Source organism: Streptomyces sp. NPDC002817 (genome assembly GCF_053592055.1).
In genome coordinates this window covers 65,523-87,591 of sequence record NZ_JBSFUY010000008.1, presented here as the reverse complement: position 1 = coordinate 87,591, position 22,069 = coordinate 65,523, and the positions used below count along the sequence as shown (strand labels likewise).

Annotated in this window: 18 protein-coding genes and 1 riboswitch; of the genes, 6 read left to right on the top strand and 12 right to left on the bottom strand. The window is 71.3% G+C overall.

What is annotated here, in order from left to right:
* The 10 genes from cobI to ACWD3I_RS17600 all read right to left on the bottom strand — a co-directional run bounded on the left by cobI (position 1) and on the right by ACWD3I_RS17600 (position 13,610).
* The gene (cobI, locus tag ACWD3I_RS17645) at positions 1 to 732 is read right to left on the bottom strand and encodes a precorrin-2 C(20)-methyltransferase (protein WP_365409889.1); all 732 of its coding nucleotides are present in this window, start codon (positions 730 to 732) and stop codon (positions 1 to 3) included.
* Complete coding sequence (locus ACWD3I_RS17640; protein WP_365409886.1) at positions 729 to 2,132, bottom strand: cobyrinate a,c-diamide synthase; 1,404 nt, start codon at positions 2,130 to 2,132, stop codon at positions 729 to 731. Before ACWD3I_RS17640 ends, cobI begins: the two co-directional genes overlap by 4 nt.
* Positions 2,132 to 2,740, bottom strand: a complete 609-nt coding sequence (cobO, locus tag ACWD3I_RS17635; protein WP_365409883.1) for a cob(I)yrinic acid a,c-diamide adenosyltransferase — start codon at positions 2,738 to 2,740, stop codon at positions 2,132 to 2,134. Before cobO ends, ACWD3I_RS17640 begins: the two co-directional genes overlap by 1 nt.
* On the bottom strand, positions 2,740 to 4,734 hold the full coding sequence (locus ACWD3I_RS17630; RefSeq protein WP_365409880.1) for a putative cobaltochelatase: 1,995 nt from the start codon (positions 4,732 to 4,734) through the stop codon (positions 2,740 to 2,742). The genes cobO and ACWD3I_RS17630 overlap by 1 nt, the downstream gene beginning before the upstream one ends.
* Positions 4,731 to 8,387 carry a cobaltochelatase subunit CobN gene (gene cobN / locus ACWD3I_RS17625; protein ID WP_365409877.1) on the bottom strand — a complete coding sequence of 1,219 codons (3,657 nt, stop codon included), beginning with the start codon at positions 8,385 to 8,387 and terminating at the stop codon, positions 4,731 to 4,733. Before cobN ends, ACWD3I_RS17630 begins: the two co-directional genes overlap by 4 nt.
* Positions 8,384 to 9,895, bottom strand: a complete 1,512-nt coding sequence (locus ACWD3I_RS17620) for a cobyric acid synthase (RefSeq protein ID WP_365409874.1) — start codon at positions 9,893 to 9,895, stop codon at positions 8,384 to 8,386. Before ACWD3I_RS17620 ends, cobN begins: the two co-directional genes overlap by 4 nt.
* Complete coding sequence (locus ACWD3I_RS17615) at positions 9,892 to 10,833, bottom strand: cobalamin biosynthesis protein (protein ID WP_365409871.1); 942 nt, start codon at positions 10,831 to 10,833, stop codon at positions 9,892 to 9,894. Before ACWD3I_RS17615 ends, ACWD3I_RS17620 begins: the two co-directional genes overlap by 4 nt.
* 101 nt (positions 10,834 to 10,934) lie before the next feature.
* Positions 10,935 to 11,074: riboswitch (cobalamin riboswitch) on the bottom strand.
* 132 nt (positions 11,075 to 11,206) lie between these two features.
* Positions 11,207 to 11,428 (bottom strand): hypothetical protein, encoded by a 222-nt coding sequence (locus ACWD3I_RS17610; RefSeq protein WP_266829011.1) that lies wholly within the window; start codon positions 11,426 to 11,428, stop codon positions 11,207 to 11,209.
* A gap of 34 nt (positions 11,429 to 11,462) precedes the next feature.
* Positions 11,463 to 12,716 (bottom strand): inorganic phosphate transporter, encoded by a 1,254-nt coding sequence (locus ACWD3I_RS17605; protein WP_365400490.1) that lies wholly within the window; start codon positions 12,714 to 12,716, stop codon positions 11,463 to 11,465.
* A 144-nt stretch (positions 12,717 to 12,860) separates the two neighbouring features.
* The gene (locus ACWD3I_RS17600; RefSeq protein ID WP_365400493.1) at positions 12,861 to 13,610 is read right to left on the bottom strand and encodes a lysozyme; all 750 of its coding nucleotides are present in this window, start codon (positions 13,608 to 13,610) and stop codon (positions 12,861 to 12,863) included.
* A 196-nt stretch (positions 13,611 to 13,806) separates the two neighbouring features.
* On the opposite strand from ACWD3I_RS17600, the gene ACWD3I_RS17595 reads away from it, so the two are divergent.
* The 3 genes from ACWD3I_RS17595 (at position 13,807) to ACWD3I_RS17585 (ending at position 17,356) form a co-directional block, all read left to right on the top strand.
* Positions 13,807 to 14,538 carry a class II aldolase/adducin family protein gene (locus tag ACWD3I_RS17595; protein WP_365400496.1) on the top strand — a complete coding sequence of 244 codons (732 nt, stop codon included), beginning with the start codon at positions 13,807 to 13,809 and terminating at the stop codon, positions 14,536 to 14,538.
* Between the two features lie 123 nt (positions 14,539 to 14,661).
* The gene (locus ACWD3I_RS17590; RefSeq protein WP_365400499.1) at positions 14,662 to 15,789 is read left to right on the top strand and encodes an alpha/beta hydrolase; all 1,128 of its coding nucleotides are present in this window, start codon (positions 14,662 to 14,664) and stop codon (positions 15,787 to 15,789) included.
* Between the two features lie 169 nt (positions 15,790 to 15,958).
* Positions 15,959 to 17,356, top strand: coding sequence for a hypothetical protein (locus ACWD3I_RS17585; protein ID WP_365400502.1), 1,398 nt, complete (start codon positions 15,959 to 15,961; stop codon positions 17,354 to 17,356).
* Between the two features lie 7 nt (positions 17,357 to 17,363).
* Here ACWD3I_RS17585 and ACWD3I_RS17580 read toward each other — a convergent pair whose 3' ends face one another.
* Together ACWD3I_RS17580 and ypfJ are read right to left on the bottom strand one after the other, a co-directional pair.
* Entirely contained in the window at positions 17,364 to 17,777 is a 414-nt protein-coding gene (locus ACWD3I_RS17580) for a VOC family protein (RefSeq protein WP_365400505.1), read from the bottom strand.
* A gap of 106 nt (positions 17,778 to 17,883) precedes the next feature.
* Positions 17,884 to 18,777, bottom strand: coding sequence for a KPN_02809 family neutral zinc metallopeptidase (gene ypfJ, locus ACWD3I_RS17575; protein ID WP_365400508.1), 894 nt, complete (start codon positions 18,775 to 18,777; stop codon positions 17,884 to 17,886).
* A 209-nt stretch (positions 18,778 to 18,986) separates the two neighbouring features.
* Between ypfJ and ACWD3I_RS17570 the strand changes: the two genes are divergently transcribed.
* The 3 genes from ACWD3I_RS17570 (at position 18,987) to ACWD3I_RS17560 (ending at position 22,066) form a co-directional block, all read left to right on the top strand.
* Positions 18,987 to 20,585, top strand: a complete 1,599-nt coding sequence (locus ACWD3I_RS17570) for an ABC-F family ATP-binding cassette domain-containing protein (protein ID WP_266894229.1) — start codon at positions 18,987 to 18,989, stop codon at positions 20,583 to 20,585.
* Between the two features lie 335 nt (positions 20,586 to 20,920).
* Complete coding sequence (locus ACWD3I_RS17565) at positions 20,921 to 21,142, top strand: helix-turn-helix domain-containing protein (RefSeq protein WP_004002281.1); 222 nt, start codon at positions 20,921 to 20,923, stop codon at positions 21,140 to 21,142.
* Positions 21,143 to 21,271: 129 nt separating this feature from the next.
* Positions 21,272 to 22,066, top strand: coding sequence for an enoyl-CoA hydratase/isomerase family protein (locus ACWD3I_RS17560; RefSeq protein WP_365400513.1), 795 nt, complete (start codon positions 21,272 to 21,274; stop codon positions 22,064 to 22,066).
* Positions 22,067 to 22,069: the final 3 nt, after the last annotated feature.

Here is a 22,069-nt window from a genome sequence, read left to right as displayed (position 1 = left end):
TCACAGCTTGCCGCCCCGACCACCGTCGCGCGGGGCGGGCGCGATGAGCGTGGAGAGATAGGGCAGCGCGGCCTCGCCGAGCTCGGAGGCGGGCTGCACGGACTCCTCCGGCAGCCCGAGCGCGGACCCCCATACGGCGTCGTCGATCCGCCCGGTCTCCCGCAGCGCCTCGGCGACCTCCTGCGCCTGCCGCCCGAACTTGTACGCCACCACGGTCCCGGGCCCGGCGAGGGCCTCCTTCAGCGCCGCGGCCCCGGCGGTCACCGGCACCAGGGTCAGCGGCTCGGTCCCCTCGGTGAGCACGGCACCGGAACGGGCGGCGAGATCCTGCATGGCGGTGATGCCCGGCACGGTCTCCACGACGGTCCCCGGCACGAGCTCGGCGATGGTCTGCGCGAGATAGGTGAAGGTGGAGTACACGTTCGGATCGCCGATGGTGGCGAAGGCGACGGAGGAATGCTCGGCGAGCAGCTGGGCGACCCGCTCCCCGGCGGCGTCCCAGGCGGCCTCGCGCCGGGCCCGGTCGGTCCGCTCGTTGAGCGCGAACACGACCCGTACGACCTTCTCCTGACCCACGTAGTGCAGGACGGTCGCCTCGGCCCGCCCCCGCTCCCCGGTGTCCATGACCGGCACGACGACGACATCGGCGGCCCGCAGAGCGTTGACGCCCTTGACGGTCACCAGCTCCGGATCACCGGGCCCTACCCCGACTCCGACCAGCTTGCTGCTCATGACGTCCGGCACCTCTCCACGAACCGACGGGCGACACCGGGCTGCGACGCCCAGTGCGTGTGCACATAACTCGCGTGCACCCCTTGTTGTACGAAACCTTCGACCCGCCGTTGAGGGGCGCGCACCCCCCAGGCGGGAGCCGCCCCCGAGCCCGGCTCGACGACGGTCCGATGAAACTCGTGCCCGCGCATCCGGGTCCCCGCGACGGCGAGGACACTGTCACTGACGGCCACGGCATCCCGATACCCGAGCGTCAGCCGCTCGCTCATCCGCGCGGACGCGTCGAGCACCCCGCACATGGGCAGCCCGTCGAGCTCCCGGCACAGATAGAGCAGCCCGGCACACTCGGCGGCAACGGGAGCACCACGGAGAGCGAGCTCCCCGATGGCCTTGCGCAGAGGCTCGTTGGCGGACAACTCGGACGCATACACCTCGGGAAACCCACCCCCGATGACCAGCCCACGGGTACCGTCGGGCAGCCGCTCGTCACGAAGCGGATCGAAGGGAACGACGACGGCCCCGGCAGCGGTGAGCAGCTCGGCATGCTCGGCATAGGAGAAGGTGAAGGCGGACCCACCGGCAACGGCGACCACCAGCCTGTCCGGGGGCGCAGCCCCCAGGGTCGGGACGGGAAGGGGTGGAGGGGGCGAAGAAGCCAGGACCTCAGCCGCATCCCAGGCCGCCCAGGACAACGCACCCGCACCCCGCGCCAACTCCACCAGCGCCTCAAGATCGCACCCGGCGGAAACCTGCGCAGCCATCGCCGCCACCGCGTCCAGGGCCTCCGCCCGCCGCTCGGCGACCGGCACCAACCCCAGATGCCGCGAAGGCGTGTCCACCTGAGCCACCCGCCGCAGCACCCCGAGCACCGGCACGCCGGCCGAGTCCAACGCCTCCCGCAGCAACTCCTCATGCCGATCCGAAGCGACCTTGTTGAGGATCACGCCCCCGACCCGCACCTCGGGATCCCAGGAGGCGAACCCATGCACCAGCGCCGCCACCGACCGTGACTGCGACGACGCGTCCACGACCAGCACCACCGGCGCCCGGAGCAACTTCGCGACATGAGCAGTGGACGCCAGCTCACCTTCCCCCGCGGCCCCGTCGTACAGCCCCATCACACCCTCGACGACGGCGATGTCGCACCCGCGCGCACCGTGCGCGAACAGCGGCCCGACCAACTCGGCCCCGCACAGATACGCGTCGAGATTCCGCCCCACCCGCCCGGTGGCGAGCGCGTGATACCCGGGATCGATGTAGTCAGGGCCCACCTTGTGCGGAGACACGACAAGCCCCCGCGCGGCGAACGCGGCCATCAACCCCGTGGCAACGGTGGTCTTGCCGCTGCCCGACGAGGGCGCGGCGATGACCAGCCGAGGAACGGAAACGGACGAGGACATCACCACTCGATACCCCGCTGCCCCTTCTGCCCGGCATCCATGGGGTGCTTGACCTTGGACATGTCGGTCACGAGATCGGCGAAGTCGACCAGCTTCTCCGGAGCGTTCCGCCCGGTGATGACGACGTGTTGCGTGCCCGGCCGATCCCGCAGCACGGAGATCACCTCATCGGTGTCCACCCACCCCCAGTGCATGGGATAGGCGAACTCGTCGAGCACGTACAACTGATACGTCTCGGCGGCCAGGTCCCGCTTGACCTGCTCCCAGCCCTCCCGGGCCTTCTCCTCGTTGCTGAAGTTGTCACCCTGAAGGTCGCGCTGCACCCACGACCAGCCCTCACCCATCTTGTGCCAGTCGACGGAGCCACCCTCACCGCTGGCGCCGAGCACCCGCAGCGCGTTCTCCTCGCCGACCTTCCACTTCGCCGACTTGACGAACTGGAACACCCCGATGGGCCACCCCTGGTTCCAGGCCCGCAGCGCAAGCCCGAAGGCGGCGGTCGACTTCCCCTTGCCGATCCCCGTATGCACGACCACCAAAGGCCGGTTACGACGCTGACGCGTGGTCAGACCATCGTCCGGCACCACACTCGGCTGCCCCTGAGGCATTACGCGGCCCTCCTCTGTACGTCCTTCACGAGCCCGGCGATGGAGTCCGCCCGCAGCTCGTCCAATGTGACCGCGGTACCGCCCAGTTCACCGGCGAGCTGCCCCGCCAGCCCCAACCGCACAGGCCCCGACTCACAGTCGACGACCACGGAGGCGACCCCCTCGGCGGCGAACAGCCGAGCCGCCCGCGAAGCCAGCGCGACAGGCTCGGGCCCACCGGTGGCCCGCCCGTCGGTCACGACCACCACGAGCGCCCGCCGCGCGGGATCCCGCAGCCGCTCGACCCGCAGCACCTCATGGGCCTTCAGCAGCCCGGAGGCAAGCGGCGTCCGCCCACCGGTGGGCAACGTCTCCAGCCGAGCCGCGGCCGCGTCCACGGACGACGTCGGCGGCAACGCCACATCCGCCGCCGAACCCCGGAACGTCACCAGCCCCACCTTGTCCCGCCGCTGATACGCGTCCAGCAGCAGCGACAGCACGGCCCCCTTCACCGCGCTCATCCGCTGCCGCGCCGCCATCGAACCGGAGGCGTCCACGACGAACAGCACGAGGTTCCCCTCACGCCCCTCCCGCGTCGCCTGCCGCAGATCGTCCCGGCGCAGTACGAGGCCGGGCCCGGACCGCCCGCGCGCCCGCTGATGAGGGGCCGCAGCCTGCACCGTCGCGGCCAGGTGCAGCTTGGTCAGCGCCCCCCGGGGCCGTCGCGCACCGGTCGTCCGACCGTGCTCGGTGCGCGCCCGCGAACGCCGCCCGGCGGCCCCGTCCCCGAGCCCCGGCACGCTGAGCACCTTGGTACGGAAGGGCTCGGCAGCCCGTACGGCGGACTGTTCACCCGCACCGGCACCGCCGGCCTGCGGCTCACCACCGTCACCGGCCTCCGGCTGCGCACCGGAGCCACCGTCGTCCTGCGGCCCGTCGGAGGGCGGCTGACCGCCACCCCCACCGGGCCCGTCCGGATCGGGGTCCTCGTCGCCCTCGCTCTCGCCGGAGAACTCCTCCAGCGTCTCGTCGAGCTTGTCCTCGTCGAGTCCGGGCGCGTCGAAGGGATTACGCCGACGCCGATGCGGCAGCGCGAGCAGCGCGGCCTGCCGCACATCCTCCGCCAGCACCTCGGTCCGCCCCGCCCAGGCCGCCAGCGCGGTGGCCGTCCGGGCCATCACGATGTCGGCCCGCATCCCGTCCACCTCGAACGCCGCGCAGGTCGCCGCGATCTGCCGCAGCGCACCGTCCCCCAGCCGCACCGACGGCAACAACTCCCGCGCGCCGATGATCCGTTGGCGTACGGAAGCCTCCTCGTCCGCCCAACGCGCCGAGAAGGACGACGGGTCGTCGTCGTACGCCAGCCGCCGCCGGACGACCTCCACCCGCTGGTCCGGCTCCCGCGAGGCCGCGACCTCGACGGTCAGCCCGAACCGGTCGAGCAACTGCGGCCGCAGCTCGCCCTCTTCGGGGTTCATGGTGCCGACGAGCAGGAACTTCGAGGCGTGCCGTACGGAGACACCTTCACGTTCGACGTACGACGCGCCCATCGCCGCCGCGTCCAGCAACAGGTCGACCAGGTGGTCGTGGAGCAGGTTGACCTCGTCGACGTAGAGGATGCCGCGGTGCGCGTCCGCGAGGAGGCCCGGCTCGAAGGACTTCACGCCCTCGGCGAGCGCCCGCTCGATGTCGAGCGACCCGACGAGCCGGTCCTCGGAGGCGCCGACGGGGAGTTCGACCATGCGGGCGGGGCGCTCGACGCCGTTGCCGGGCTCGTGCGGCCCGTCCGGGCAGGCGGGGTCCGGCTTGGCAGGGTCACAGGAGAAACGGCATCCGGCGACGACCGGCACCTCCGGCAGCAACGCCGAAAGCGCCCGCACGGCCGTGGACTTGGCCGTGCCCTTCTCACCGCGCACCAGCACACCGCCGACCGCCGGCGACACGGCGTTCAGCAGCAGCGCGAGCCGCAGATCGTCCTGTCCGACGACGGCCGTAAAGGGAAAGGGGGTGGTCACTGGTCGTCGCCCTCCAGGTCGCCTTCGAGCTCCAGGTAGGTGGCGCGCAGCCGCTCCAGCGTCTCCGCGTCCGGCTCGGCCCACAGGCCGCGGTCGGCGGCCTCGAGAAGCCGCTCGGTGATGCCGCGCAGCGCCCACGGGTTGGACTTCTTCATGAAGTCCCGGTTCTCCGGGTCGAAGACGTACTCGGCGCTGAGCTTCTCGTACATCCAGTCGTCGACCACGCCCGCCGTGGCGTCGTAGCCGAAGAGGTAGTCGACGGTCGCCGCCATCTCGAAGGCGCCCTTGTAGCCGTGCCGGCGCATGGCCGCCATCCAGCGCGGGTTGACCACGCGGGCGCGGAAGACGCGGTGGGTCTCCTCGCCGAGGGTGCGGGTCTTCACCTGGTCGGGAGTGGCGGAATCGCCCACGTACGCCTCGGGGTTGGCGCCGGTGAGGTGGCGGACCATGGCGACCATGCCGCCGTGGTACTGGAAGTAGTCGTCGGCGTCGACGAGGTCGTGTTCGCGGGTGTCGACGTTCTTCGCGGCGACGTTGATCCGCTTGAACGCGGTCTCCATGTCCCCGCGCGCCGTCCGTCCGTCGAGTCCGCGCCCGTAGGCGTAACCGCCCCAGACGGCGTACACCTCGGCGAGGTCTGCGTCCGACCGCCAGTTCCGCGCGTCGATCAGCGGCAGCAGACCGGCGCCGTACGCCCCCGGCTTGGAGCCGAAGATACGGGCCGTCGCGCGCCGCCGGTCACCGTGCTCGGCGGTGTCCTCGTCGGCGTGCGCCTTGACGAAGTTCTGCTCGGCGGGCTCGTCCAGCTCGGCGACCTTGCGCACCGCGTCGTCGATCAGGCCGATCACGTGCGGGAACGCGTCCCGGAAGAAGCCGGAGATACGGACGGTGACGTCGACGCGCGGGCGCCCGAGCTCCTCCAGGCCGATGATCTCGAAGCCGGTCACCCGGCGCGAGGCCTCGTCCCACACCGGGCGGCAGCCCAGCAGCGCGAGGATCTCGGCGATGTCGTCGCCCTGGGTGCGCATCGCGGAGGTGCCCCAGACCGTCAGGCCGACGGACTTCGGGTACTCGCCGTTGTCCTGGAGGTACCGCTGGACCAGCGAGTCGGCGAGCGCCTGCCCGACCTCCCAACTCAGCCTGGACGGAATGGCCTTGGGGTCGACCGAGTAGAAGTTCCGGCCCGTCGGGAGCACGTTGACGAGACCGCGGGTGGGGGAGCCGGACGGACCGGCGGGGACGTAACCGCCGTTGAGCGCCTTGAGGATGTGGTCGATCTCGTCGGTGGTCTTCGCGAGACGCGGTACGACCTCGTCGCAGGCGAACTCCAGCACGGCGACCGCGTCCGGGAGTTCCGTGCCGAGCACACCGCGGACGAGAGCCGGGACGACCGTGGCGTCCCAGTCCCGCGCCTCCATCCCCTCCGCGACCCGCCGGCACAGCTGCTCCAGCAGGTCGATCGCGTCGGCGGCCGTACGCGACGGGCCCTCGACGAGGTCGGAGAGCTCCACCGGCACCTTCACCGGCGCCCCCGGCTCGGCCAGCAACTCCTTCTCGCTGAGCCCGAAATGGGCCGCGAAGGAAGCCCTGAGCCCCGGCAGCGCGTTCGCCTGCCCGCCCCACACCTGCGAGGCCCGCAGCACGGCCAGCACCAGGTTGACCCGCGCCTCGTCGACCGGGCCCCCGCCGAGGATGTGCAGCCCGTCGCGGATCTGCACGTCCTTGATCTCGCACAGATAGCCGTCGATGTGCATGACGAACTCGTCGAAGGCGTCGTCGTCCGGCTGGTCCTCGACATGGAGGTCGTGATGGAGCTCGGCCGCCTTCACCAGCGTCCAGATCTGCGCCCGCACGGCCGGTGCCTTCGTCGGGTCCAGGTCGGAGACGAGCGCGTACTCGTCGAGGAGCTGCTCCAGCTTGGCCAGGTCGCCGTACGTGTCCGCACGCGCCATGGGCGGTACCAGGTGGTCGACGACGGTGGCGTGCCCGCGGCGCTTGGCCTGGGTGCCCTCACCGGGGTCGTTGACGATGAAGGGGTAGATCAGCGGCAGCTCACCGAGGACGGCGTCCGGAGCGCAGCCCCCGCTGAGACCGAGGCCCTTGCCGGGCAGCCACTCCATCGTGCCGTGCTTGCCCATGTGGACGACGGCGTCGGCGCCGAAGCTGTTGTCCAGCCACCGGTAGGCGGCCATGTAGTGGTGCGACGGCGGCATGTCCGGGTCGTGGTAGATCGCGATCGGGTTCTCACCGAAGCCGCGCGGCGGCTGGATCATCACGACGACGTTCCCGAACCGGAGCGACGCGAGCACGATGTCGTCCCCGTCGACGTACAGGTTGCCCGGCGGCTCGCCCCAGGCCTCCAGCATGCCGTCCCGCAGCTCCGGGTCGAGCTTGTCGAACCACGCCCGGTAGTCGGCCAGCGGCACGCGCGCGGGAGCGGCGGCCAGCTGCTCCTCGGTGAGCCACTCCACGTCGTGGCCACCGGCGTTGATGAGCCGGTGGATCAGCTCGTCGCCGTTGTCGGGGTGCCCCTCGACGACGTAACCGGCGTCCCGGAGCGAGTCCAGCACCCGCACCGCCGACGCGGGCGTGTCGAGTCCCACCGCGTTGCCGACGCGCGAGTGCTTGGTCGGGTACGCGGTGAAGACGAGCGCGAGCTTCTTCTCGGCGTTCGGCCTGTGCTTCAACCGGGCGTGCCGTACGGCGATCCCGGCGACGCGCGCGGCCCGCTCGGGGTCGGCGATGTAGACCGGGACATCGTCCGGACCCTGCTCCTTGAAGGAGAAGGGAACCGTGATCAGCCGCCCGTCGAACTCGGGGATCGCGACCTGCATCGCCGCGTCCATGGGGGAGAGGGCGGCGTCGGACTCGTCCCAGGCGGCCTTGGACGACGTGAGGCAGAGTCCTTGCAGCACCGGCACGTTCAGGTCGGCCAGCGCCCCGATGTCCCAGGCCTCCTCGTCACCGCCCGCCGAGGCCTGCGAGGCGTGGGTGCCGCCGGCGGCGAGGACGGTGGCGACGAGGGCGTCGGCCTTGGTCAGCAGTTCGTAGAACTCCGCGTCGGCCCCGCGCAGCGAACCGCAGTACACGGGAAGGGCATTGGCGTCGCGTGCCTCGATGGCGTCGCAGAGGGTGTCCACGAAGGCGGTGTTGCCGCTGAGTTGATGGGCCCGGTAGAAGAGCACGCCGATGGTCGGGCGGCCTTCCACATGGGTCCGCTCGCCGTGGACGCCGTACTCCGGCATCTTCTGCGGCTCGACGAACCCCTCACCGGTCAGCAGCACGGTGTCGGACAGGAACCGGGCCAGCTCGGTCAGGTTGGCGGGCCCGCCCTCGACGAGATATCTGAGCGCCTCGGCCACGACACCGGCAGGCACCGACGACTCGGCCATCAACTCGGCGTCCGGAACGCTCTCTCCGCCCAGCAGCACGGTCGGGATACCGGCGGCCTTCAGCGCGGCCAGCCCGTCCTCCCAGGCACGCTTGCCGCCGAGCAGTCGTACGACGGCGATGTCGGCGCCCTCGACGAGCGCGGGCAGCTCCTCGGCGACGTCCACGCGGGTCGGGTTGCCGATCCGGTAGTCGGCACCGGAAGCGGCGCGGGCCGCCAGCAGGTCCGTGTCGGCGGTCGACAACAACAACACAGTGCTCATGCAGGCGCTCCCGGTGGAATGAAAGGCAGTCCTTGCGGCGCGCCGGACTCGATGAGCCGCCACAGCGCGTCCGTGTCCGCGTGCTGTTCGATGAGGTCGCCGAGCCGGTCGAGCTGCTCCTCGCGCAACGCGGCGAACGACGTGTCAGGGGCCGGCACGAAACGGCGGCCCGCGGCGGCCGCCACCTCGCGCAGGAAGGCCCGCCGGAATCCGTCCGACTCCAGCGAGCCGTGCCAGTGGGTGCCCCAGGTCTGGCCGACCCGGCACCCGTCGAGGAAGGGTTCCCCTGAAGTCACGGAGGCGATCCCGTGATGGATCTCGTACCCCTCGACCCGCTCGCCGAGGGCTTCCCCCACCGGCCGGGTGAGGGTCTTCTCGCGGGCGAACCGCACCCGCACGGGAAGGAGCCCAAGCCCGTCCACCTGGCCCTGCCGACTCTCGACCTCGTCCTCGATGTGCTCGCCGAGGACCTGGAAGCCACCGCAGATGCCGAGGACGGGCCGCCGCTCGGCAACCCTGCGCTTGAGGGCCTCAGCCAGACCCCGCTCCCGCAGCCACTCCAGCGCCCGGACCGTTCCCCGGGTCCCCGGGATCACCACGAGGTCGGCGTCGGCCAGTTCCTCCGGCCGGTCCACGAACCGCACGACGACGCCCGGTTCGGCGGCGAGGGCGTCCACGTCGGTGAAGTTGGACATGAGCGGAATCGCGCAGACGGCGACCCGCAGCACGTCCTCGCCGACGGGCGGGGCCGTGTTCGACTCCCGTATGGTCCCCCGCAGGGAGACCCGCAGCCCGTCCTCCTCGTCGATGCCGAGCCCGTGCCGGAAGGGCAGCACACCGTACGTGTGCCGCCCGGTGAGGCCGTGGAGCATGTCGAGCCCGGGCTCCAGGAGGCTGACATCGCCCCGGAACTTGTTCACGAGGAACCCGGCGACGAGGGCCTGGTCCTCCGGCGAGAGCAGCGCGACGGTCCCGAAGAAGGAGGCGAAGACGCCACCGCGGTCGATGTCGCCGACGACGAGGACAGGAAGCCGGGCATTCCTGGCGATGCCCATGTTGACGATGTCGGTCCGCCGCAGATTGATCTCGGCAGGACTGCCGGCCCCCTCACAGATCACCGCGTCATACGTGCCCCGCAGTTCGGCGAGACAGTCCAGCACCGTGCCGAGCAACTGCTGCTGGCGTCCCCCGTGGTAGCCGCGCGCACTGAGCTCACCGACCGGTTTGCCGAGCAGCACGACCTGACTGCTCTGCTCACCACCCGGCTTCAGCAGCACGGGATTCATGAGCGCGGTCGGCTCGACACGGCAGGCCTGGGCCTGCATGGCCTGAGCCCGCCCGATCTCGGCGCCCTCGCGGGTCACGAAGGAATTGAGGGACATGTTCTGCGCCTTGAAGGGCGCGACCTTCACCCCCTGCCGTACCAGCCACCGGCAGATCCCGGCGGTGACGACACTCTTGCCCGCGTCGGAGGTGGTGCCGGCGACGAGAAGCCCACCGCCGGTCATGACGCACGCGCCTTGAGAGCGACCCGCGCGGCGACACTGACGCCGAGCGCGAGCAGACCGACGCGACGGGACAGCCGTACGGCCCGCTCGATGTCGTGGACCTCCACGGAACGCCCCTCCTGGTTCAGCACGGGCCGGTGCTCGACGCGCCCCGCATACGACAAGGTCCCGCCGAGCCGCACGCCCAGGGCCCCGGCGAACGAGGCCTCCACGGGCCCGGCGTTGGGGCTCGGATGCTCGCCGGCGTCGGCACGCCAGGCTCGTACGGCCCCCCGCGGATCGCTCCCGGCGACAGCGGCCAGTACGGCGGTCAGCCGAGCCCCCGGCCACCCGGCGACGTCGTCGAGCCGGGCCGAGGCCCAGCCGTACCGCCGATGACGCGGCGACTTGTGCCCGACCATGGCGTCAAGGGTGTTGACGGCACGGAACCCGAGCAGCCCGGGCACGCCACCGACGGCTCCCCATACCAGGGCCCCCACGACGGCGTCGGAGGTGTTCTCGGCAACGGACTCGACCACGGCCCGGGCGATCCCGTCGGCATCCAGGGTCTGCGGATCCCGCCCGCACAGATGAGGCAGCCGCTCCCGCGCCGCCACGACGTCCCCGACTTCCAGGGCACGCCCGACGGTTCGTGCCTCGCGCACGAGCGAGGTGCCGCCCACGACGGCCCAGGTGGCGACACCGGTCAGCGCGACGGAGGCGGCGGGGGAGGGACGTACGGCCTTCTGCGCCACGGCACCGAGCACGACGGCGCCCCCGGCGCACACCGCGGTGTGCAAGGCCCCCCAACCCCGGTGGTCCCGCCACAACACCCGCTCCACGGCACCCGCGGCCCGCCCGAACACGGCGACCGGATGCCCCCGGCGTGGATCACCGAGCAGCAGGTCACCGAGAAGTCCGGCGGCGGCGCCGTACGCGAAGACGCGATCGGCACGCATCGGCTCAGCCGGCCGTGGCGTCGGGCAGCGACCTGGAGCGGTATCTCAAACGGCAGGCGAGCATGGCGATATGTCCTCACTCAGGGTGTCCACGCCCTGGTTCGACGAGACCGACGACGAGAGTTCCTGGCTCCCGGGGCTACCTACCCCGGTGACAGTGGCGGGACCGCGCCGGACTTCCACCGGCTTCCTCTTCTGCCGTCGTACATGGCTCCGGCAGTCCACCATGGGCCCGGAAGGGCCGTCAACTTGCCGTTGACCTGGGACGGGAGAGTGTGCTGAGGCCCACATACGGGGGGTTGCGGGCCTGACAAAAACGTGGGGTGCGGGACGGTGAACCGTCCCGCACCCCACAGGGTGTTCGCTCGTCGCGTCAGGCGACGATCAGATAGATCCCGTACGTCACCGCCGCCGCGCAGGCCGCGAAGCAGGCGTACGCGCCGGTGACCGCGAGGGCCGCGGATCCGCCCTGTGCGGTGGCCCGTTCCTGGCGGGAGAGGCCCATGATGCCGAGGGTGAACAGGGCCACGAGGGCCACGGTGACCACGAGGCTGACGCCGAAGACGGAGCCCAGCGCTTCCCAGTCGATCTTCATGTCGGTGATTCCTTCGTTCCTGGGTGCGGCGGGCTCAGACGGCGGCCGGCGGAGCGGCGGGCTCCGGGGCTGCGGTCGGGGCCGGGGCCGGGGCCGGGATCGTGGCCGTGAGGTCCTCGGTCACCGTGCCCGCCGGGGGAGGGGTGACCGCGGCGATCGCCGTCGTCACCACGCCGGCCGGCTCCTCGTCGCTGTCGTTGACGTTCGTGTGGTCGATGACCTCGCGGCGCGAGAGCTTCCAGATCGCCGCGCTCGAGGCGATGAGGAAGACCGCCACGACCGCCGTGCCCCAGTCGCCGAAGCCGGTGACCCACTCCGCCAGTGCGCCCACCAGGGCCGCGGCCGGCAGGGTCAGGCCCCACGCCACGAACATCCGCGTCGCCGTGGACCAGCGGACGACGCCGCCCTTGCGGCCGAGGCCCGCGCCCATCACCGCACCCGAGACCGAGTGCGTGGTGGAGAGGGAGAAACCGAGGTGCGAGGAGGCCAGGATGACCGTGGCCGCGCTGGTCTGGGCGGCGAAGCCCTGCTGCGGCTGGAGGTCGGTCAGGCCCTTGCCCATCGTGCGGATGATGCGCCAGCCGCCGAGGTAGGTGCCGAGCGCGATGGCGAGACCCGCGGAGAGGATGACCCAGGTGGGCGGGTCGGAGTCGGGGGCGACGGCGCCGCCGGCGACCAGGGCGAGGGTGATGATGCCCATCGTCTTCTGCGCGTCGTTCGTGCCGTGGGCCAGCGAGACCAGGCCCGCCGAGGCGATCTGGCCGGCGCGGAAGCCCTTCGCGGCGGCCTTGCCGTCGGCCTTCTTGCCCATGGAGTAGGAGAGGCGGGTCGCGAGCATCGCGGCGAGGCCCGCGACGATGGGCGCCGCGATCGCCGGGATCAGGACCTTGGTGACCAGGACGTCACCGTGGACCGCGCCCATGCCCGCCGAGGCGATGGTGGCGCCGATCAGACCGCCCATGAGGGCGTGCGAGGAGCTGGAGGGGAGTCCGACCAGCCAGGTCAGCAGGTTCCAGAGGATCGCGCCGACCAGGGCGGCGAAGATGACCTCGGGACGTATGCCGCTCTCGTCGACGAGACCCTTGGAGATCGTGTTGGCGACCTCCACGGAGAGAAATGCGCCCACAAGGTTCAGCACGGCGGACATGGCCACCGCGACCTTGGGCTTGAGTGCACCGGTCGAGATGGTCGTGGCCATCGCGTTGGCGGTGTCGTGAAAACCGTTCGTGAAATCGAACGCAAGTGCGGTTACTACCACAATCGCGAGGATCAGCGAGAAGTTTTCCATTTACCCAGGCAATCGTTCGAGCGTCATTGGCTGGTCGAACGTAGGTAACCAGGGTGAACGGAAGGTGAACTGAGGCGGGCCGCAGGGTGTCTGGAATCGAGGGTTTCCCCTCCGATCCTCCGGTGCGGCCCGACCGCCGCGCGGTTACGAGCCCCGGGCGAACTTCTTCAGCTGTGCCAGGGACCCGTTGAAGAGATTCTGATCCCCCGGCAGGCTGCCGCTGTTGTCGTACTGCCAGATGGTCCAGTAGCCCCATCCGGTCGGCAGCGCCCCGGCGTCCGCCGAGTTGTAGCGGGCCACCCACAGCGCGTGGTTGGAGGCGAAGGCGCCGCTGCCGCCGGTGCAGGTGTTCCACCAGTGGGCGGTCGTGTAGATCACCGGGCGGCGCCCGGTCAGCCGCTTCACCTCGTTGCTGAAGGACTTGATCCAGCTGACCATGCCGGCCTTCTTCAGGCCGTAGCACTTGTGCTTGCTGTCGTACGGGTTGTACTCGATGTCGAGAGCCGGCGGCAGCGTCCAGCCGTCCGCGCTCCAGCCGCCGCCGTTGCGTACGAAGTGCGCCGCCTGTGCCTTGCCCGACGACTTGTTCGGCAGGGCGAAGTGGTAGGCCCCGCGGATCAGGCCCGCGTTGCGCGCGCCGTCGTACTGCTGGTTGAAGTACGGGTTGCGGTAGGTGTGGGACTCGGTCGCCTTGACGTAGACGAACTTCGCCCCCTTGGACTTCGCCTTCGGCCAGTCGACGTTCTTCTGATGCGAGGAGACGTCGTGCCCCTTGGGTTTACCGGCCGCCGAAGCCGGAAACTCGGCCAGCGCGGTCCCCGCGAGGGTGAGCGCTGCCACGGACGCGGCAAGGACGCGGCCGCGGTGACGGGAAGGTGTGCGATCACGGGCCATATGTCCCCCCGGAATGGCGACGTGCACGACAAAACAGGCAGAGATTACTGGAAGATCCGCGCATGCTCGGCGCTCTACGGCCAAGCCGCAGCGAAGGGGGAAGTGTCCGTATTTGCGACCTTCCGGACGCCTGGCCTCCGCCCTAAAGTGCCCCCGCCCGGCCGCGTTCGGCGGCCCCACCTGACAGGATCGCGGCATGGCTGAGCAGCGACGCGACCAAGGGGACGGGCGGGGCGCCGGAGAGGGCGCACAGGATGTGCCGGAGCCGTGGAAGCGGAGTGTGCGCGCCGAGGAGGTGCCCGCCTGGGAGGCGCTGGTCGCGACCGCCCGCCGCACCGTCCTTGACGGACTCGTCGTCGGCACCTCCGGCAACGTCTCCGTCCGCGTCGGCGACACCGTGCTGGTCACGCCCTCGGGTGTGCCGTACGACCGGCTGACACCGGACGACGTGACCGGCGTCGACCTCGACGGCCGCCGGGTCCTGGGCTCGCTCGTCCCGACGAGCGAGCTCCCCATGCACCTCGCGATCTACCGCACCACCGACGCCGGCGCCGTCGTCCACACCCACGCCGTCCACGCGACGGCCGTCTCGACGCTCGTCCCGGAGCTCCCGGCGATCCACTACATGTCCGGCGCCCTCGGCGGAGCCGTCCGGGTTGCCCCGTATGCGACGTACGGCACCCAGGAGTTGGCCGAGAACATGCTCCACGCCCTCGCCGACCGCACCGGCTGCCTCCTGCGCAACCACGGCACGATCGCCTACGGCACCACCCTGGACCAGGCCTACGACCGCACCGCCCAGCTCGAGTGGATGTGCCGCCTGTGGCTGACGGCGTCCTCCGTGCCGGGCCTGACCCCGACCCTGCTGTCGCAGGAACAGGTGGCGGAGGCGGGGGAGCGGCTACGGGGGTACGGGCAGCGCGGGTGACGCGGGTCCGTGCGCGCCCGGCCGTCCCGGCAATGACCGGGCACGGCGGCGGCGAACTGTCCCGCGTCACTCCGAATCGCCCTCCCACTGGCCCGTGACCGGGTCCGCCAGGACACTGGACGGGTGCGCACTGTCAAAGCGACGGCCGCAGCCGTCACCATGGCCCTGGCCGCCGGCGCCGCGAGCGTCGCCGCCGGACGACTCGCCAGCGACGCCGCGCTGAAGGCGCCCCCTGGCCGTCCCCTGCCCAACGAACCCCGGCTCACCGTGCACGCCACGGCCGCCGGCCAGGTCGCGCTCACCCGGGACCTGGCCGCCCTGCGCCCCGGCACCTACGGCCTCTCCGGCGACACCGCCCACGCGGTCGTCGGCCCCGTCCTCGACACCGCGTCCCACTCCGCCGACACCGTCGTACGCCGCCTGGAACGCGTCACCCACGGCACCCTGCGACCCGGCGACAAGGTGTGGTTCACCCCGAACACCCACATCGGCGACCCCGGATCCGCCCTGGGCCTCGACCATGAGGACGTCGAGATCCCGGGCGAACTCGGCACCCTGCCCGCCTGGTTCGTCCCCGGCGTACGGAGCACGTGGGTCATCTCCGTGCACGGCCTCGGCACCACCCGCGAACTCTCCCTGAACGTCATGGAGTTCCTCACGAGCCGCCGCTTCCCGGTGCTCGCCCTCGCCTACCGCGGCGACCTCGGCGCGCCCCGCCCGCCGGACGGCCTCAACCACCTCGGCGAGACCGAGTGGCGCGACCTGGACGCGGCGATCCGCTACGCCGTCCGCCACGGCGCCAAGAAGGTCGTCCTGCACGGCTGGTCCACCGGCGCCACCATGGCGCTGCGCGCCGCCGCCCACTCCGGGGTCCGCGACCGCGTCTCCGGGCTGATCCTGGACTCCCCTGTCCTCAGCTGGCAGACCACCCTGCGCGCCCTCGCCAGCGCCCGCCGCACCCCCGGCGCCCTGCTGCCGCTCGCCGTCCGCGCCGCCCAGGGCCGCACCGGACTGCACTCCGACGCCGCCGCCGAGGGCGCCGACCCGGACCTCCTCAAGGTGCCCACCCTGATCGTCCACGGCCCCGACGACACGATCGCCCCCTGGGCCCTCTCGCGCCGTCTCGCCGCCGCCCGCCCCGACCTGATCGCCCTCCACACCGTTGCGCACGCTCCGCACGGAGCCATGTGGAACGCCGACCCCGCGGGGTACGAAGAGGCGCTCCGCCGCTTTCTGACCCCGCTGATGTGACGACCGCCGACGGCACCCGGCAGACACATCCACCGGTTCCGTTTAAGGGCGTACCACTGGCCAGTTTCCGGCCCCCGGACGCCAGCCGAGACCCCTGCGTTGGCCATCCCCGTAGCCCGCCGTTACATTCCGTTTGGGTTTTCGGACCGTCAACCGGAAGACTGCACCCGTGACGTCCCGTATCCCGCGCGACTCCAGGCTTCGACTCGTCCGACCGCGACCCCTGGCCGCCGCCCCCCGAGCGATGACCCAGCGGCCCTCGCGCCGCCCTGCGCCCCGCCCCCCGGAGGGCACCCCGGCCCAGGCCGAGCTGGCCAGAATGGCGCGCTCCCTGCTGGCCGGCGCCGCCCGCGTCGCCCACTGGGCCGACGCCGCCCTGGGCCCCGGCCGGGACGCCGGGCAGCACGACGGCAAGGCCACCCTGTCCGACGCCAGCGCCGAACAGGCCGCGGCCTCTCTGGGCCTGAGCACGGCTCAGGTGCGTGCCGAGTGGGACACCGCCCGGCTCGCAGGACTGGTCGAGGTGCACGGCGACAGCGCCCGCCCCGGCTGGCGCCTGCGCGCCTGGGACCGCGACGACAGCGCCGTCCTGCGCGGCTGGGTCGCCCTCTTCGACGCCTGGTCGCTCGCCCACCCGGAACCCGCGGAGCACGAGGGCGCCGCGGTCGCCGAGGTCGTCTCCGCCATGCCGCAGGTGCTCTCCTTCCTCCAGCTCTCCGCCGGGCCCGTGCCCGTGGAGCAGCTGCTGGACCTCCTGGAGCAGCGAGTCACCGAACTGCGCACCGAACGGTGCGAGATCCCCTACGGTCCGCAGCCCGACCCGGACCAGGCACAGCCCCGGGACACCCCGCTCGACCCGCTCCTCGACTGGGCCCTGCACGCCCTCGCCTCCGTCGGCGCCCTCACCTACGGCGACGCGCAGGCCACGCTGACCCCGCTCGGCAGCTGGGCGGTCTGGGTCAAGCTGGAGCAGATCTGCGTCGCCGCGCAGAGCCCCGCCGGCAACATCGAGGCCGTCGCCGAGGAGATGCTCCGCGGCTGTGCCCAGCTCCGCCCCAAAGCGGCCCGCGACGAGTACCGGGCCTGGCTCGCCGCCCGTCCGGTCGGCAGCGCCGTCACCGAGCTCCTCGGCGCCGCCCGCGGCGAGGACGCCCTGCTGCGCGGCCTCGCCTTCGAGGCGCTGCGGGTCGTCGGCGCCCCCGCCGAGCCCGATGTGCGCGCGGTGGCCGACGAGCCGACCCTGCGGCCGTACGCCCTGCTGTGGCTCGCCGTGCACGACGGCGCCGACCCGGAGGACGCCCACGAGGTGCTCACCCGGGAGGAGGCCACCTGGCTGTGGGTCGACACCGCCGCCGCCGTCGCCGACCACGGGGAGGCCCCGCTGCTGGTGCGGCATCTCGAGTCCGCGGTGCAGCCGACCGTCCCCATGCTGCTCGACGAGGTGCGCGCCGTCGGTCACCCCCGCACGGTGCAGGTCCTGGTGGCGCTCGCCGCCGCCCACCCCGACCCCGCGCTGGCCAAGGCGGTCCGCCGGGCGGCCTTCCAGGTGCACACGGGGGGCAGCTGACAGCCGGTCAGGCGGTGATCTCGGGGGCGTACGTCCCGAAGCTCCACACGTTGCCCTCGAGGTCCCGGGCCATGTAGTCCCGCGATCCGTAGTCCTGGTCGGTCGGGGGCATCAGGATCTCCGCGCCCTGCTCCACCGCCTGCCGGTGGTGTGCGTCGACGTCGTCCACGACGACGTACACACCGGTGGTGCCGGCGTCCTTCATGGCGGCGTCGAACTTGCTGCCGGTGCCCTTCGAGCCGAGCATGATCACGCCGTTGCCCTGCGCCAGCTCGGCGTGCGCCACCTTGCCGTCCTCGGCCTCGTAGACCGCCAGCTCGGAGAAGCCGAAAGCCTCCGTGAGCTGCTTGACCGCCGCCTTGGCGTCCGCGTACAGCAACGTCGGATAGATGCTGGGCCGCCCACCGCTCGTGCCTGTCATGCCGATCACTCCCTTGTGATCAAATGCCGCGAATCCGAACCTGTCACCAGTCTTGCAGCGACCACTGACAACAGCGCCCGACCAGCCGGAACACCGCCAGGACAGCTCAGCGGAAGGTGTTGCACCGGGCCATGTCGCCGGTCTCGAACCCCTGGTGGAACCACTGCTGACGCTGCGCCGCCGACCCGTGCGTCCACGACTCCGGCGTCACCCGTCCCTGGAACCGCTCCTGGATCCGGTCGTCCCCCACGGCCGCCGCCGCGTCCAGACCGTCGGTGATGTCCGCCTCGGTGAGGCTGGTGATCAGCGGCCGCCCGGTCGACTCGTCCTTCGTCGTGGTCGCGTGGTGCGCCCACACGCCCGCGTAGCAGTCGGCCTGCAGTTCCACCTTCACCGCGTTGCTGTTCTCGCCCGCGCGCCCGTCCTGCGACCGGTTCAGCGTGCCCATCAGGTCCTGCACGTGATGCCCGTACTCGTGCGCGACGACATAGGCCTGGGCGAAGGCGCCGCCGCTCGCGCCGAACGTGGAGCGCAGCTCGTCGAAGAAGCCCAGGTCCAGATAGACCTTGCGGTCGCCGGGGCAGTAGAACGGCCCGACCGCCGAGGTGGCCGCGCCGCACGCGGTGCCGACCCGCTCGCTGAAGAAGACGGTGGGGGAGCGGGTGTACGTCCCGCTGCGCCGCTGGAACTCCTGGTCCCAGTAGTCCTGGACGCTGTTGACCACGGCCACCGTGCGGCAGTCGTCCCTGCTGTTGGCGTCCCGGCCGGTGCGGCAGGACTGCTGGACCTGGGCGAGGGCGGAAGCCGTGGCGACGGGTCGGCCGCCTCCCTCGTCGCTGAGCCCGAGCTGGTCGGGACCGACCCCGAGGAACAGCCCCAGCAGCAGCGCGATCAGCCCGGCGATGCCGCCGCCCACGGTCGCCTTGCCCCCGGGGATGCGGCTGCCGCGCACGTCCTGGACCTCGGAGGTGTCCAGCTGGGCGTCGTCGTCGAACTGCATGGGGCCATCGTCGCCCGCTGCCCGGGGCACGGCGCCGGGCGCTCACCCGAACGAGGGACACCGCACAGTGCGCCATCGAACACCCGAACTCAGAAAAAGTGGTTGCACGGTCCCGTTAGACTTGGCCCATGGCCATTCTCCTCGCGCATTAGACGGCGGGAACGTCCTCAGCCGCCCAACCGCCAAACAACCTGCCCTGGAGTCTGTCCGTGATCTCCGCCTCCGGTATCGAGCTGCGCGCCGGCGCCCGAGTACTCATCGAGTCCGCCACCTTCCGTGTCGCCAAGGGCGACCGCATCGGTCTGGTCGGCCGCAACGGGGCGGGGAAGACCACTCTCACCAAGTGCCTCGCCGGCGAGGGCCAGCCGGCGGGCGGCGCCATCACCCGCTCCGGCGAGGTCGGCTACCTCCCGCAGGACCCCCGCACCGGCGACCTCGACGTCCTCGCCCGCGACCGGATCCTCTCCGCGCGCGGTCTCGACGTACTGATCCGCAAGATGCGCGAGAACGAGCAGCGGATCGCCAACGGCAGCGGCGCCACCCGTGAGAAGGCCCTGCGGCAGTACGAGCGCCAGGAGACCGAGTTCCTCACCAAGGGCGGGTACTCCGCCGAGGCCGAGGCCGCCACCATCGCCGCCGCGCTCAACCTGCCCGACCGGGTGCTCGGCCAGCCGCTGCACACGCTCTCCGGCGGTCAGCGCCGCCGCATCGAGCTGGCGCGGATCCTGTTCTCGGACGCGGACACCCTGCTCCTCGACGAGCCCACGAACCACCTCGACGCCGACTCGATCGTCTGGCTGCGCGACTACCTCAAGACGTACCGCGGCGGCTTCATCGTGATCTCCCACGACGTCGACCTGGTCGAGACGGTCGTCAACAAGGTCTTCTACCTGGACGCCAACCGCGCCCAGATCGACGTCTACAACATGGGCTGGAAGCTCTACCAGCAGCAGCGCGAGGCGGATGAGAAGCGTCGCAAGCGCGAGCGGCAGAACGCCGAGAAGAAGGCCGCCGCGCTGCACTCCCAGGCCGACAAGATGCGCGCCAAGGCCACCAAGACGGTCGCCGCGCAGAACATGGCCAAGCGCGCCGACCGGCTGCTCGCCGGGCTCGACGCGGTGCGGGTCTCCGACAAGGTCGCCAAGCTCCGCTTCCCCGACCCCGCGCCCTGCGGCAAGACCCCGCTGACGGCCGAGGGCCTGTCGAAGTCCTACGGCTCCCTCGAGATCTTCACCGACGTCGACCTGGCCATCGACAAGGGCTCCCGGGTCGTCATCCTCGGGCTCAACGGCGCCGGAAAGACGACCCTGCTCCGGCTCCTCGCCGGCGCCGAGCAGCCGGACACCGGCGCGGTCGTCCCCGGCCACGGGCTCAAGATCGGCTACTACGCCCAGGAGCACGAGACCCTCGACCCGGAGCGCTCGGTCCTGGAGAACATGCGCTCCTCCGCCCCCGACCTGGACCTGGTCGAGGTCCGCAAGGTGCTGGGCTCCTTCCTGTTCTCCGGCGACGACGTGGACAAGCCCGCCGGGGTCCTCTCCGGCGGCGAGAAGACCCGTCTGGCCCTCGCCACCCTGGTCGTCTCCTCGGCGAACGTGCTGCTTCTGGACGAGCCCACCAACAACCTCGACCCGGCCAGCCGCGAGGAGATCCTCGGCGCGCTGCGCACCTACAAGGGCGCGGTCGTCCTGGTCACCCATGACGAGGGCGCCGTCGAGGCGCTCCAGCCGGAGCGGATCATTCTGCTGCCGGACGGGGTCGAGGATCTGTGGGGTTCCGACTACGCGGACCTCGTCGCCCTCGCTTGATCGAACGGTTGATCAACTAGGTATGGATCATTCGGCCTACCGGTGATCCATCATCTGTGTGAGATCTCCTCGTACCGAGGTGTGTCCTACATCCAATTCGCGGCCGATCCCTTTATCGACAAGGGGTCGGCCGCGCTGCGTCTCTGACCAGGCATTTCACAAAAGAACCCGTTCGGCGGTACGAACAACTCTCTGCGGAATCACAGATTCCGTATGTGGGGATGCGCTCCTGTCGTCACAACCTTGTCTTACGGACCTTGCCGAATGGGTGGCCATGAAGCCCCGGAGGGGTGATCATGAGGGGACCAGAGCGCACTTCCCATGAGGAGGCACGGGTGGCCGAGACTCTGAAGAAGGGCAGCCGGGTAACCGGCGCCGCGCGCGACAAGCTCGCGGCAGACCTGAAGAAGAAGTACGACTCCGGTGCGAGCATCCGAGCGCTGGCCGAGGAGACCGGCCGCTCGTATGGCTTCGTACACCGGATGCTCAGCGAGTCGGGCGTCACGCTCCGTGGGCGTGGCGGCGCGACCCGGGGCAAGAAGGCCGCGTCGTCCTGATTCCGGGCGGCCCCTCGGCTTTCGATGGTGGCCACCCGGTCGGTCGTCCGATCGTCCGGGTGGTTACTGTGCAGTCACTTAGCCGTGCCATGTGGCACGGAGGATGACCGCACTCATCGGAGGCGCCCCATGGGCCAGGAACTCGTTCCCCTGCTCGACAAGGACGGCGTACGGCTCACCGTCGACAACGCGCTCGCCACGGTGACGCTGACCAACCCCGCCAAGCGCAACGCGCAGAGCCCCGCTCTGTGGCGAACGCTCGCCGAGGCCGGTCGGCTCGTGCCCGGCTCCGTCCGTGTCGTCGTGCTGCGTGGAGAGGGCAAGTCCTTCTCCGCGGGGCTCGACCGGCAGATGTTCACGCCGGAGGGGATCGAGGGCGAGCCGTCGTTCATCGACCTCGCCCGCAGTGGTGACGCCGAACTCGACGCTGCCATCGCGGAGTTCCAGGAGGGCTTCACCTGGTGGCGGCGTAGCGACGTCGTGTCCATCGCCGCCGTCCAGGGGCATGCCATCGGGGCGGGCTTCCAGCTCGCGCTCGCCTGCGACTTTCGCGTCGTCGCCGACGACGTGCAGTTCGCCATGCGCGAGACCAGCCTGGGTCTGGTCCCGGACCTCACGGGCACGCATCCGCTCGTCTCGCTGGTCGGCTATGCCCGGGCGCTGGAGATCTGCGCCACCGGGCGCTTCGTGTCGGCCGAGGAAGCGGTGAACACCGGCCTCGCCAACATCGCCGTACCGCTCGACCAGCTCGACGGCGCGGTCCAGGACCTGGCCGCGGCACTTCTGGCCGCCCCCAGGGACGCCGTCATCGAGACCAAGGCCCTGCTGCGCGGTGCGCAGGACCGCACCTACGACGAGCAGCGCGCCGCCGAGCGTGCCGCTCAGACGCGCCGTCTGCGGGACCTGGCCGGCGTGGGCGAGTGAGCC

What these genes read in the sequence shown, in the direction of transcription:
- cobI (WP_365409889.1), bottom strand. Translation starts at nt 732, where the DNA reads ATGAGCAGCAAGCTGGTCGGAGTCGGGGTAGGGCCCGGTGATCCGGAG.
- ACWD3I_RS17640 (WP_365409886.1), bottom strand. Translation starts at nt 2,132, where the DNA reads ATGTCCTCGTCCGTTTCCGTTCCTCGGCTGGTCATCGCCGCGCCCTCG.
- cobO (WP_365409883.1), bottom strand. Translation starts at nt 2,740, where the DNA reads ATGCCTCAGGGGCAGCCGAGTGTGGTGCCGGACGATGGTCTGACCACG.
- cobN (WP_365409877.1), bottom strand. Translation starts at nt 8,387, where the DNA reads ATGAGCACTGTGTTGTTGTTGTCGACCGCCGACACGGACCTGCTGGCG.
- ACWD3I_RS17620 (WP_365409874.1), bottom strand. Translation starts at nt 9,895, where the DNA reads ATGACCGGCGGTGGGCTTCTCGTCGCCGGCACCACCTCCGACGCGGGC.
- ACWD3I_RS17615 (WP_365409871.1), bottom strand. Translation starts at nt 10,833, where the DNA reads ATGCGTGCCGATCGCGTCTTCGCGTACGGCGCCGCCGCCGGACTTCTC.
- ACWD3I_RS17610 (WP_266829011.1), bottom strand. Translation starts at nt 11,428, where the DNA reads ATGAAGATCGACTGGGAAGCGCTGGGCTCCGTCTTCGGCGTCAGCCTC.
- ACWD3I_RS17605 (WP_365400490.1), bottom strand. Translation starts at nt 12,716, where the DNA reads ATGGAAAACTTCTCGCTGATCCTCGCGATTGTGGTAGTAACCGCACTT.
- ACWD3I_RS17600 (WP_365400493.1), bottom strand. Translation starts at nt 13,610, where the DNA reads ATGGCCCGTGATCGCACACCTTCCCGTCACCGCGGCCGCGTCCTTGCC.
- ACWD3I_RS17595 (WP_365400496.1), top strand. Translation starts at nt 13,807, where the DNA reads ATGGCTGAGCAGCGACGCGACCAAGGGGACGGGCGGGGCGCCGGAGAG.
- ACWD3I_RS17580 (WP_365400505.1), bottom strand. Translation starts at nt 17,777, where the DNA reads ATGACAGGCACGAGCGGTGGGCGGCCCAGCATCTATCCGACGTTGCTG.
- ypfJ (WP_365400508.1), bottom strand. Translation starts at nt 18,777, where the DNA reads ATGCAGTTCGACGACGACGCCCAGCTGGACACCTCCGAGGTCCAGGAC.
- ACWD3I_RS17560 (WP_365400513.1), top strand. Translation starts at nt 21,272, where the DNA reads ATGGGCCAGGAACTCGTTCCCCTGCTCGACAAGGACGGCGTACGGCTC.